This window comes from Pantoea sp. SORGH_AS_0659, assembly GCF_031453915.1.
GTDB classification, from domain to species: Bacteria; Pseudomonadota; Gammaproteobacteria; order Enterobacterales; family Enterobacteriaceae; genus Pantoea; species Pantoea leporis.
In genome coordinates this window covers 2,265,107-2,277,137 of the sequence record NZ_JAVJAK010000001.1, presented here as the reverse complement: position 1 = coordinate 2,277,137, position 12,031 = coordinate 2,265,107, and the positions used below count along the sequence as shown (strand labels likewise).

General features: G+C 53.1%; 11 protein-coding genes. 7 read left to right on the top strand and 4 right to left on the bottom strand.

Annotated elements, in window-relative coordinates; all coding sequences use genetic code 11:
* The first annotated feature begins 1 nt into the window (after position 1).
* Both Q3H59_RS10595 and Q3H59_RS10590 read left to right on the top strand, forming a co-directional pair.
* Positions 2-1,435 carry an efflux transporter outer membrane subunit gene (locus Q3H59_RS10595; protein WP_217546680.1) on the top strand — a complete coding sequence of 478 codons (1,434 nt, stop codon included), beginning with the start codon at positions 2-4 and terminating at the stop codon, positions 1,433-1,435.
* A gap of 77 nt (positions 1,436-1,512) precedes the next feature.
* Positions 1,513-2,178, top strand: coding sequence for a TetR/AcrR family transcriptional regulator (locus Q3H59_RS10590; protein ID WP_309834708.1), 666 nt, complete (start codon positions 1,513-1,515; stop codon positions 2,176-2,178).
* Positions 2,179-2,180: 2 nt separating this feature from the next.
* Here the strand turns inward: Q3H59_RS10590 and Q3H59_RS10585 are convergent, their stop codons facing one another.
* Positions 2,181-2,744: a TetR/AcrR family transcriptional regulator gene (locus Q3H59_RS10585; RefSeq protein WP_217546678.1), complete on the bottom strand. Its 564-nt coding sequence runs from the start codon at positions 2,742-2,744 to the stop codon at positions 2,181-2,183.
* 204 nt (positions 2,745-2,948) lie between these two features.
* Here Q3H59_RS10585 and Q3H59_RS10580 point away from each other — a divergent pair, with 204 nt between their 5' ends.
* Positions 2,949-3,620, top strand: a complete 672-nt coding sequence (locus Q3H59_RS10580) for a pirin family protein (RefSeq protein WP_309834704.1) — start codon at positions 2,949-2,951, stop codon at positions 3,618-3,620.
* A gap of 85 nt (positions 3,621-3,705) precedes the next feature.
* Positions 3,706-4,422 (top strand): GntR family transcriptional regulator, encoded by a 717-nt coding sequence (locus Q3H59_RS10575; protein WP_309834702.1) that lies wholly within the window; start codon positions 3,706-3,708, stop codon positions 4,420-4,422.
* A gap of 1 nt (position 4,423) precedes the next feature.
* On the opposite strand, the gene Q3H59_RS10570 is transcribed toward Q3H59_RS10575, so the two are convergent.
* Positions 4,424-5,623: an enolase C-terminal domain-like protein gene (locus Q3H59_RS10570; protein ID WP_192233810.1), complete on the bottom strand. Its 1,200-nt coding sequence runs from the start codon at positions 5,621-5,623 to the stop codon at positions 4,424-4,426.
* A 303-nt stretch (positions 5,624-5,926) separates the two neighbouring features.
* Between Q3H59_RS10570 and Q3H59_RS10565 the strand changes: the two genes are divergently transcribed.
* Entirely contained in the window at positions 5,927-7,318 is a 1,392-nt protein-coding gene (locus Q3H59_RS10565) for a PTS transporter subunit EIIC (RefSeq protein ID WP_309834700.1), read from the top strand.
* A gap of 34 nt (positions 7,319-7,352) precedes the next feature.
* Here Q3H59_RS10565 and Q3H59_RS10560 read toward each other — a convergent pair whose 3' ends face one another.
* Positions 7,353-8,369 (bottom strand): lipoate--protein ligase A, encoded by a 1,017-nt coding sequence (locus Q3H59_RS10560; RefSeq protein WP_309834698.1) that lies wholly within the window; start codon positions 8,367-8,369, stop codon positions 7,353-7,355.
* Positions 8,370-8,573: 204 nt separating this feature from the next.
* On the opposite strand from Q3H59_RS10560, the gene Q3H59_RS10555 reads away from it, so the two are divergent.
* Together Q3H59_RS10555 and Q3H59_RS10550 are read left to right on the top strand one after the other, a co-directional pair.
* Complete coding sequence (locus Q3H59_RS10555) at positions 8,574-9,254, top strand: type 1 glutamine amidotransferase domain-containing protein (protein ID WP_309836674.1); 681 nt, start codon at positions 8,574-8,576, stop codon at positions 9,252-9,254.
* A 99-nt stretch (positions 9,255-9,353) separates the two neighbouring features.
* A complete protein-coding gene (locus Q3H59_RS10550) occupies positions 9,354-9,959 on the top strand; it encodes a TetR/AcrR family transcriptional regulator (RefSeq protein WP_309834696.1) in 606 nt (201 codons plus the stop codon).
* Positions 9,960-10,022: 63 nt separating this feature from the next.
* Here Q3H59_RS10550 and tkt read toward each other — a convergent pair whose 3' ends face one another.
* Positions 10,023-12,014, bottom strand: coding sequence for a transketolase (gene tkt / locus Q3H59_RS10545; RefSeq protein WP_309834694.1), 1,992 nt, complete (start codon positions 12,012-12,014; stop codon positions 10,023-10,025).
* Positions 12,015-12,031 lie beyond the last annotated feature (17 nt).

Below are 12,031 nucleotides of genomic sequence, written 5' to 3'. Positions count from 1 at the left end.
CATGTCGGCAAAACTCTTAATGGTATTGGTTCCCGCGCTGCTGTCGGGTTGTGTGTCGCTCGATCCGCACTATGAGCGCCCGCAAGGCGCGGTCAGCAGCCAGATGCCGAGCGGTGAAGCCTATCGTTCATTGCAAGGCACACCAGCCAGCAACTACCGCGACCTGAGCTGGCAGGATTATGTGCTCGACGCCAAACTGCGGCAGGTGGTGGCGATGGCGCTGGATAGCAGCCGCGACTTGCGTGAAGCGGTGGCCAGCGTTAAATCCGCGCATGCGCAATACGGTGAAGAGCGCGCCAATCTGTTCCCGGCTATTAGCGCCGGCGTGAGCGGCACGCGTTCGCGCGCGTTAACAGGCGAAGGCAATCAAACCGCCATCAGCAACAGTTATTCAGCAGAAGGCAGCGTCAGTTCGTTTGAACTCGATCTGTTTGGCAAAAACCAGAGCCTGACGCGCGAGCAGTATGAAACCTATCTCGGCACGCTGCAGGGCGCACGCAGCACGCGCCTGACGGTGTTGTACAACACCGTGGATTACTGGCTGCAGCTCGCCGCCGATCGCAGCAATCTGGCGATTGCCAAGGAGACCGCCGAGAGCGCGCGACAATCGTGGCAGGTGACGCGCAAGCAGATGGAAAATGGTATCGCCTCAATGGTGGATGTGTCGTCTGCGGAAACCACCTATCAGTCCGCGCAGGCCGATGTCGCCAGCTACAGCACGCTGGTGGCGCAGGATAAAAACGCGCTGGATTTGGTGGTGGGCCGCAGCGTGCCGGAGAACCTGCTGCCTGACAGCATTGAATCGATCGGTAACGCACTGCGCGAGGTACCAGCGGGCGTCTCATCAGATGCCTTGCTGAATCGTCCTGATGTGTTGCAAGCCGAGCATAATCTCAAGTCAGCCAACGCCAGTATCGGCGCGGCGCGTGCCAACTTCTTCCCGAGCATTACGCTGACGGGCAGCGGCGGCGTCGGCAGTAGCGATCTGTCGACGCTGTTTAAAAACGGGGCGGGTATTTGGTCATTTGCGCCGAGCATTTCGCTGCCGATTTTCCAGGGCGGCTACAACGTCTCTTACCTGAAATACACCAAAGCACAGAAAGAGTATTACGTAGCGGCGTATGAGAAAGCGGTGCAAACCGCCTTCCAGGAAGTGGCGGATGCGCTGGCGCGTCGTGGCACCATCAACGATCAGCTCAGCAGTCAGCAGCGTAATGTAGCGGCATCGCAAACCTATTATCATCTGGCGGATCTGCGCTACCGCAACGGCGTTGATAGCTACCTCAATGCGTTAACCGCGCAGCGCACTCTGTACAGTGCCCGAACCAATCTGGTGAGTACGCAGCAAGCCTATTACCTGAATTTGATCACCTTCTATAAAGTGATGGGTGGCGGCACGGCGTTGAAAGAATCTGAAATAATGAGCGCGCAATAATTGCACTTTTCGTAGCGGCGCGATTTATCGCGCAATAAATTGCGCCGCTACAATGCCTGCGTGCGGGGAAGCAAGAATTGGAAACATTGTCTGGGTTTCTCACCGGAAACGCATCACGTATGATGACGGGAATAAACGATAAATTCTTTTTCGGAGCCAATGTGAGTCACTCTGAACATGACGATTTTCTCTTACAGCGTCAGCAGCAGGTGATTTCTGCGGCGAAAGTCTGTTTTAGTCGCTCCGGATTTCATGGCGCCAGCATGGCGGATATTAGCCGTGAATCTGCGTTAGGGGCAGGGCAAATATATCGTTACTTTAGCAGTAAAGAGCTTATTGTGATGGAAACAATAAAAAGCATCGCGCAGAACTGGCGCCTGTTTTTAATACAACACTTGCCCGCACAACAATCGACTCAGGATATTATCAACGCTGATTCGCCATTCTGGCAGCATTGGCCGAGTCAGGACCGGAAATTATTACTGGAAATGTATTCTGAGGCGTCGCGTAATGAATCGGTGCGTACCATTCTGGCCCAGCAGGAGCAATTATTACTTGCTGAGTTAGCGGCTATTTTTCGCGCGCAACAACCTGATATCGATCCAACACAGCGCGCCAATCGCATTCAATTTTTATTGCTGCTGGTCGATGGCGTCGCCTGTCGCGCCTTCGTCGATAGCGACCTGGACCAACGTGAAATGCAGCGGGTGAACGGCGTTCTCAGCCAGCATCTGTTCGGCTGAATTTACACCGCCCCGTGCGGATAGACATCATTCACCACCGCATTGAAAAACGGCATAAAGCCCGACGCCATATCGCGCTGCTTCATGCAGCGGCGAATAATAATGCCGTCAATAATCAGCGACATCACATATAAGCGGGTGTGAATGGCATTGGCGTCCTGCTCGGGGTGCAGCGTCTGCTCCTGAGCAATAAAATTATTTTTAAGATCATGCCAGGCATCGAGCATGATTTGTTGGATGCGATTATTACGCGTGGCTTCAGATGACACTTCCATCAGCAGAATAATACTGTTTTCCACTGCCGCCGGCACAATATCCTCCGCTTCGTGATAATGTCCTTTCATATGCGCGATACGTTCAAAGTCGGCATTGAGTAGCGTGATCATCCGCTGCACCACATTGGTGACTAATGCCTCAATGATCGCCTCTTTGTTTTTATAGTATTTATAAATTAAACCAATACTGACGTCGGCCTGGCTGGCAATATTCTGAATCGATGTCTGGTGAAAGCCTTTCAGCCGCATGCATTGCTCGGCGGCGGCCAGGATCTGTTCGCTTCGGTTCATGATTATTACACTCACAGAATAAAGCGGCTATTTTACGCAATTGAAGCTGTACTGGCGATGAATAAAAACATTAACCCAACCTGATTATTTCGGCGCTTTATCGTTGTTCAGTTTTTTTGATTTAAGCGAGCAGTTTTGCCTGCTGTTCATGATTTTTCAGACCTCTATGATGGTGGACAGAAAAAATCATCAAGGAATAACATCATGAACATCCTGCGCGCCCAACGCGATCAGCTGTTTGAATATGGTCCTTTCACCATTCGCCGTCAGCGTCCCGGTGAAGCGTTTGGACCGCTGGCGATTGTCGACCAAATGACGCTGCAACTGGATGCCACTATCCCGCTGCATTCTCATCAGGATAGCGAGATTTTCAGCTACGTTTGGCGCGGTTCGCTGCTGCACAGCACCGAGCAGGGTGAAACGCACTCCCTTAACGCCAAACGCGCGCTGCTGCTGAGTGCCGGTAGCGGCATGCGCTTTGCCGAGTCTGCGCCTTTTATCGAAACCGAGATGTTGCAGGCCACCATCATTCCAGCGCAAACCGGCGGTGAGCCGCAGGTCAATACCTTTACCCGTGCGGACGGTGCGGCAGTAAACTCATGGACGTTACTGGCAGGGCCGCACGGCAGCGAGGCGCCGCTGGCGCTGAATCAGGCGGTATACATTTATGACCTGAAACTGGAGCGCGGCAAACAGGTGGATGTGCCACAGCATGCAGGCTTTTCCAGCTGGGTCAGCGTGCTGGACGGCATTGTGCGTATGGATAATGAACGGTTGCACAAAGGCGATTCCGTCAGCGATAACAAGGCTTTGCCAGCGTTGATGGGCGAGCGGGATGCAACGCTGATTGCGTTTCTGGTGCAGAAAAGCCTGTAGAGCCGCCATTCATGGGCACCTAACCCTTCCTCCTTATAACATCGTGTTATCATCTGCGGATAAAACACCGGAGGAGGGTAATCCAATGAAAAAGAAAGAGTTCGTTACCCAGGATTTGCTGAGCAAGATCTATCAGGAAGATACCTCCGCGCCACGCAAATTACCGCCTGAACGCCAACTGGCCGAAGAGTATGGCGTATCGCGTTTCACTATCCGCCAGGCGCTGGAGAAACTGGTGAGTATCGGCGCGGTACGTATCGTGCAGGGATCAGGTATCTGGATTAATGAAACGGTGCGTAATAACCCGCTGGTTTATAATTCGATCACCGAAAAGCGCTTTGATCAGATGCATTACCGCTCACTTAGCCTGCGTAAAAGACGCCCCGATAGTGATGAGCAACAGGTATTTGCCATTAACGACAACGCCTTTATCTGGGAGTTTTCCCGCCTGCGCTATGTCGATAATGTGGCAGTACAAATTGAAATATCGCGTATGCCCGCAACCTTATTTACCGATCTCAACGGTGAGATTATTGAGCGCTCGATACAGCAATATGTGTTGTCCAAAGGCTACGAAATCTCACATTTACTCACCAGCTATCGTGCGATTAGCGTTAACCGCGAACAGGCGACGCTACTGGGTTGTAAAAAAGGCAGTCCGGCGATGCACATTATTAATCGTGGTATTTTGCAGGGCGGGCAGGTGTATGAAATCAGCGACATCGTTGATATTCATTACACCTGCACCTATCTGATTCCGCACAACCCGGATAATCTGCGTTTCCGCCAGCAACAGCGCTAACTTATGGCGTGTGCATGGTGCCGTCTGGCAGGCGACTCTGCGTCCATTCATGCGGACGATAAACTACCGGATATTTTTCCGCTAACGCCTGATCAAAGCCGACGCCAATACCTGATGCTTGCGGCGGATAGAGATAGCCATTTTTAATTTCCGGCGCGCCAGGGAAAATGGCATCCGTCAGCGTTGAGCGTGGAATAAATTCCTGAATCGCAGCATTGTGCAGATGAATATTCAGATGTGTATTAACCGCCACGCCAATCGGCGTCATATCGCCCGGTCCGTGCCATGCCAGTCGCACACCAAATGCCTGACACAGTGCCGCCAGTTTCAATGCCGGCGTAATACCACCAATCTGCGAGACGTGACAGCGAATAAAGTCGATGCGACGATTGACAATTAACTCGTGCCATTCTGCGGGATTATTAAATAATTCGCCTAACGCTAACGGCACCGCGCTTTGCTGACGCAACTGCGCTAGCCAGCCAGTTTGCGCGGGTGGGAGCACATCCTCAAGGAAATAGGGCATATATGGCTCAAGCTGTTTTACCAGCTGAATGGCCTGCTGCGGGAATAAGCGCTCATGCACGTCATGCAATATTTCAAAACAGTGACCGTATTTCTCCCGCAACGCGCGGAACATCTCGACCGTATTTGTCATGTACTCTTGCTGCGAGTAATAAGCGCCGGAGGTGCTATTTTCCGGTGCGTGGAGTTCTTTCGGTGTTCCGCCGTAAAAGCCCAGCTGACAGCGGATATGGCGATAGCCTTTCTCTAAGGCATTATCAACGGAGGTATAAAGTTCCTCCAGCGTTTCACCGCTGGCATGGGTGTAAGCTGCAATCGCATCGCGCGCTTTGCCGCCCCACAGCTGATATAAAGGCATATCGGCTAACTGCGATTTAATATCCCACAGCGCCATATCCACGCCCGAAATGGCATTGTTGGTCACCGGCCCGTTACGCCAATAGGCATTAACGTTCATCATCTGCCACAGGTCTTCAATATTGTTGGCATCGCGTCCAACTAATAGCGGCACCAGATACTCATCCACCATGGTTTTTACCGCCAAAGGGCGCTGTTGAAAGGTGGCGCAGCCGTGACCGGTAATCCCTTTATTGGTGGTAACACGTACGGTAATAAGGTTATGGCGATCGGGGCGGGTAATAAAACACTCAATACTTTCAATAAGGGTTGGGGTCACGTGAAATACTCCTGTGGCGCGGTCACTGCGCTCAATTTCAAGGCCTGTTGATAAGCTATTTTGGCGTATCATTACCGGGTTTTTATTGAGACGCAAACCCTTTTTCAGCCAATAAATATTGGTCAGTAAAAAAGAGTATTTATCGCGATAAAACAGACCAATTTTCCATTTTAAAACTTAATGGCTCTGTTGCAGCGGGTTTTGTGATCGCAGTCATGATTTATTGGTTTGTTTTGTTGAGTGTCATTTATTACCATCCAGTGCAGATTTCATCAGGCTGTTTTTCTTCCCTCAGGAGCACGTATGGGAACGCAGGAAGTAATAAATAATATAATCCACTTAGTGGGTGGGAAGAATAATATCAATAAAGTCTGGCATTGCATGACGCGTCTGCGCTTTGACCTTATTGATGACAATAAAGTTAACCAGAGCGAAATTAAAACCTTGCCCGGCGTATTGGGCGCGCAAATGCAGAGTGAACAATTCCAGATTATTATCGGGCCCAAGGTCAATAGCTGGTATGAGCAAATCGTTCCGGTATTAAATAACGACGGCGTTCAGCCCGCGCAAAACGAGAAAGCGCGCAAAAGCCTGGTATCGCTGTTTATGGATACCGTTTCGGGCGTATTTGGCCCGATTGTTCCCGCCATTGCTGGCGCCGGGATGATCAAAGGTTTGCTAGCCGGATTGGTGGCGTTACAGCTGGTTTCGGCCAAAAGCGATACGGTGATGGTGATTGATTTAATCGCCAGCGGCGTGTTCTATTTCCTGCCGTTCTTTTTAGCGGTCTCTGCCGCCAAAATATTTAAAACCAACGAGTATTTAGCTGCAGCCGTGGCGGCGTGTTTAATGTATCCCTCTTTAATCGATGCGGCAAAATCGCTGGCGGCGCATCAGGAGGGCGCAGTAAGCGCATTTTGGCTGATGGGCGTGCTGCCGGTTTCGGTATTTAATTATGCTTCCAGCGTTATCCCGGTCATCTTCTCTATTCTGGCTCTCAGCTATATCCATCGCGGGGTGGATCGTATTATGCCGGAAGTATTGAAAACCGTATTTACCCCAACCTTAACGCTGTTCCTGGCGGCATTAACCGCGCTGGTGGTAATTGGCCCGATGGGTATTTGGCTTGGCAAAGGTTTGGCGCTGTTTATTGAGGGCTTATTCAGTATCTCAGCGAGCTTTGCTGGCTTAATTGTCGGTGCCATTCGCCCCGTTGCGGTGCTAACCGGCATGCATCACGCGATGACACCGATTGCGCTGCAGAATTTCAGCGATCGCGGTTATGACATGTTGATGCCGATGATGTTTATGGCAAATATGTCGATTGCCGGAGCTACATTTGCTATCTGGAAATTGACTAAAAATCGTCAGGACAAAGTGGTCACACTTTCAGCCGCCATTTCAGCATTATTAGGCATTACAGAACCGGCGTTGTTTGGCGTGCTAACGCGCTACCAAAAAGCCTTTATTGCGGCAACGGTTTCCAGCGCGCTGGCTTCGGCCTTTATCGGTTTCTTTGGCGTGCGTTTATACGGCTATATTCTTTCCAGTATATTCAGTTTGCCGGCCTATATTGGCCCGTACTTTATCTGGGCCATTTCCGGCGTCGCCATTGCGCTTATTATGTCGTTTAGTCTGACATTGATGTTGGTAGGCAAAGAACCGGATTTAGTCGCACAGCCCAAGAATAAGTAATGTTTGGTCGCCATTTATGGCGACCAATTTACGCTTAGCTCACACTCGCCACCAGCCAGCTTTCCAGCTCGCTCAGCTCATTCATCTGCTGAGGATATTCTGCTTTCAACTGCGCTAATTGCGCCAATACGGTTTCAGGTCGATACACCGCGCCCTGCAGACGCAACGCCAGCGTTTCTAATGGCGAAGGGTTCAGGCTGTCGGTGAAAATCTGGCAGCGAGAAATCACGCCGCGTTCGACATCAAAGTGGATCTCAACGCCGCCCCAGACAAAACGCTCATTCAGCAGATGCGAGAAATCCGGTGCGTTACCAAAATTCCATTCCCAGCTGCTTAGCCGCGCAAACTGCTCTTCAAAACCAGGCAAATCAGGCAGTGCGGCCGGGGAAATATGCTCCGGCTCGCACTCTTCCTGGTAGTAATCGAAATAAGCGGCAATCACCTCATGGCAGATCGCCTCAAAGCTGATGCCTGGCACCAAATCGGCAATGTTGGCCACGCGCGATCGCACCGAGGTAATGCCTTTCGCCTGTAATTTTTTAATGTCTGGATTGAGGTAATCGGCGAGACGCGACAAATCAGCATTCATCAAAAAGGTGCCGTGATGAAAACCGCGATCCGGCGTTTCACGGTAAGCAGATCCGGAAATCTTGCGCACTTCGCCATCTACATTCACCACGATATCGTTGCGACCGGAGGCTGTTGCCGGAATGCCGAGCTGTTCCAGCGCGCGCAGGATAATCGCCGTGGAGACTGACTTATCGTATTCCGGTTTACCGGCCATAAAGGTGAAGCAGCAGTTGCCCAAATCGTGAAATACCGCGCCGCCGCCGCTGCTGCGTCGTGCCAGCTTGATGCCGTCTTCCGCCATGCGTCGCGTGTTGCACTCTTTCCACGGATTCTGGGCGCGACCGACAACCACGGTTTCGGCATTCTGCCAGAGAAACAGCACGCGCTGCGTTGTCGGCATCTGGCGGAAAATACACTCTTCTACTGCGAGGTTGAACCAGGGATCGTGTGAGTCAGAAATGAGTAATCGTAGGGTGGACATGATTTTTTCGGTTCCGTGAGAAAGGGCAAACCGGGACAGAGTACGCTGAAGCGGATCGAAAGGTAAGAAACAGCAGCGCATTCCATTTCAATAATAAAATGAATTAACCTCTAGACGACTGGTCTATTAGCTGTTACTTTGAATTCAAGCGCTAGACGACTGGTCTAGTTTAGAAGTTTAAACCCAGCAAGCAGGAGATGGATGATGAAGATTCTGATGGTTCTAACCTCACACGACCAATTGGGTAACACCGGCCGCAAAACCGGTTTCTGGCTGGAAGAGCTGGCCGCGCCTTACTACGCCTTCAAAGATGCTGGCGCAGAAATCACGCTGGCGTCACCGAAAGGGGGCAACCCGCCGTTAGATCCTAAAAGCAATGAGCCCGATTTTCAGACGGAGCACACGCATCGCTTTGAAGCGGATGCAGCAGCAACCGCGCAACTCGCCGCCACCGTGCGTCTGGACAGCGTATCGCCAGCCGATTTCGACGCGGTGTTTTACCCAGGCGGTCACGGTCCGCTCTGGGATCTAGCAGAAGATCAGCACTCAATCGCGCTGATCGAAGGCTTCCTGGCCGCCAACAAGCACGTTGCACTGGTGTGTCATGCGCCGGGCGTGCTGCGCCACGTCAAAACCCCGCAAGGAAACCCGCTGGTAGCAGGCCGTAAAGTCACCGGTTTTACCAACAGCGAAGAGGAAGCGGTCGGCCTGACTCAGGTGGTGCCTTTCCTGGTGGAAGACGAACTGATTGCGAAGGGCGGTCTGTATTCGAAAGGCGCGGACTGGAGTTCCTATGTCGTCAGCGATGGTTTGCTGATTACCGGACAAAACCCAACGTCTTCAGCAGAGACGGCGCAACAGTTGATCAAGCAACTGGCGCAATAAACGCATCGGGAGGCGAACCGCTGTCCGCCTCCCTTATCGCAGCAGTAAACGCATGCTTAGCGCCTAGACGACTGGTCTAGTATTTGGTAATCTAACGCTATGACGACTACATCCCAATTGCATAACAATGAAATCCGCGATCACATCCTTGCCACTGGCCAACGCATTATGGCCGGCAAGGGTTTTTCGGCTGTCGGATTAAATGAAATCCTCACCGATGCCGGTGTGCCAAAAGGCTCGTTCTATCACTACTTCAGCTCGAAAGAGGCTTTTGGCGTGGATATGCTGGCGCGCTATTTCGATGATTATCTGGCTGAGCTAGACGCGACCTTGAGCGAGCCGGGCCTGACGATGGCGCAGCGGCTGATGAACTACTGGCAGCTGTGGCGTGAATCGCAATCGTTCTCCGATTGTCAGGGCAAGTGTCTGGCGGTGAAGCTGGGCGCGGAAGTTGCCGATCTCTCGGATAGCATGCGCGGCACGCTACAGACCGGCACGGCCGGCATTATCGCGCGACTGGCGCATGCGCTAGAAGCGGGTGTTGAGGAAGGTTCGCTGTCTATCGATGATAAACCGAGCCGTGTGGCGGAAAGCCTGTATCAGCTGTGGGTGGGCGCCAGCGTGATGGTGAAAATCGTGCGCAATACCGGCCCATTTGATTCCGCCATGAGCATGACGCAAAAAATTATTCGTATCACCGCGTAGTAAAAAGGGCGACTCAACAGAGCCGCCTTTTCTTTTGTTGGGTCGCTATTTAGCGACCTCAAATCACAAAACCGATCTCGCCGTGTTAACCACGTTCTCAACCGTAAAACCAAACTCTTTGAACAGCTGATCCGCAGGCGCTGACTCACCGAAGGTGGTCATGCCGACGATCGCGCCGTTTAGGCCGGTGTATTTGAACCAGTAATCCGCGATACCCGCTTCAATCGCCACGCGTGCGGCAACGGCTTTTGGCAGCACGGATTCACGGTACGCCGCGTCCTGCTTGTCGAAGGCGTCGGTGGATGGCATAGACACCACGCGCACCTTGCGGCCTTCCGCCGTCAGCTGATCAAACGCAGCCACTGCCAGTTCCACTTCTGAACCGGTGGCGATCAGGATCAGCTCTGGCGTACCTTCGCTGTCCTTCAACACGTAACCGCCGCGCGCCACGTTAGCCAACTGCTCAGCGCTACGATCCTGCTGCGCCAGGTTCTGACGCGAGAAGATCAGCGCCGACGGGCCGTCCACGCGTTCAATCGCGTACTTCCACGCCACCGCTGACTCAACCTGGTCGCACGGGCGCCACAGGCTCATGTTTGGCGTCACGCGCAGGCTGGCCATCTGCTCAACCGGCTGGTGCGTAGGGCCATCTTCGCCCAGACCAATCGAGTCGTGGGTGTAAACCATGATCTGACGGATTTTCATCAGCGCGGCCATACGTGCGGCGTTGCGCGCGTACTCGACGAACATCAGGAAGGTGGCGGTGTAAGGCAGGAAGCCGCCGTGCAGCGCGATACCGTTGGCGATGGCGGTCATACCGAACTCGCGCACGCCGTAATGGATGTAGTTGCCCGCCGCATCTTCGTTGATTGGCTTAGAGCCAGACCACATGGTGAGGTTACTCGGCGCCAAATCAGCGGAGCCGCCCAGATATTCCGGCAGGATTTTACCGAAGGCTTCAATAGCGTTCTGCGAGGCTTTACGGCTGGCGATTTTCGCCGGACTGGCCTGCAGCTGCTCGATGAACTTCTGCGACTCGCTGGCCCAGTTCGCCGGCAGCTCATTGTTCACGCGACGTTTGAACTCGGCAGCCAGTTCCGGATGCGCGGCGGCGTAGGCGGCAAACTTCTGGTCCCATGCGGACTCTTTCGCCTGGCCGGCTTCTTTGGCATCCCACTGCGCGTAGATGTCTGAAGGGATTTCAAACGGACCGTGGTTCCAACCGAGCTGCTTGCGGGTCAGCGCGATTTCGTCGGCACCCAGCGGCGCGCCGTGCGAGTCGTGCGTACCGGCTTTGTTCGGCGAACCAAAACCGATAACGGTTTTGCACATCAGCAGTGAAGGCTTGTCGGAAACCGCTTTGGCTTCTTCCACCGCTTTCTTAATCGCGTCGGCATCGTGACCGTCCACGCCGCGCACCACGTGCCAGCCGTAGGCTTCAAAACGTTTGGCGGTGTCGTCGGTGAACCAGCCGTCAACGTGACCGTCGATGGAGATGCCGTTGTCGTCATAGAAAGCAACCAGTTTGCCCAGCTTCAGGGTACCGGCGATGGAGCAGACTTCGTGTGAGATGCCTTCCATCATGCAGCCGTCGCCCATAAACACGTAGGTGTTATGGTCTACGATGTCATGACCCGGACGGTTGAACTGCGCTGCCAGCGTGCGCTCGGCAATGGCAAAACCCACTGCGTTAGCGATGCCCTGACCCAGCGGGCCGGTGGTGGTTTCAACGCCGGGCGTGTAGCCGTATTCGGGATGCCCCGGCGTTTTGGAGTGCAGCTGACGAAAATTTTTTAATTCACTGAGCGGCAAATCGTAACCGCTCAGGTGCAACAGGCTGTAAATCAGCATCGAACCGTGACCGTTCGATAACACGAAGCGGTCGCGGTTAGCCCAGTGAGGATTGCGTGGATTGTGCTGCAAAAAGTCGAGCCACAACACTTCAGCGATATCCGCCATGCCCAGCGGGGCGCCAGGATGTCCCGAATTGGCTTGTTGTACGCCATCCATACTCAAAGCGCGGATGGCATTGGCTCTTTCCCGGCGTGTCGACATAAGGTTCTCCAGAGGTG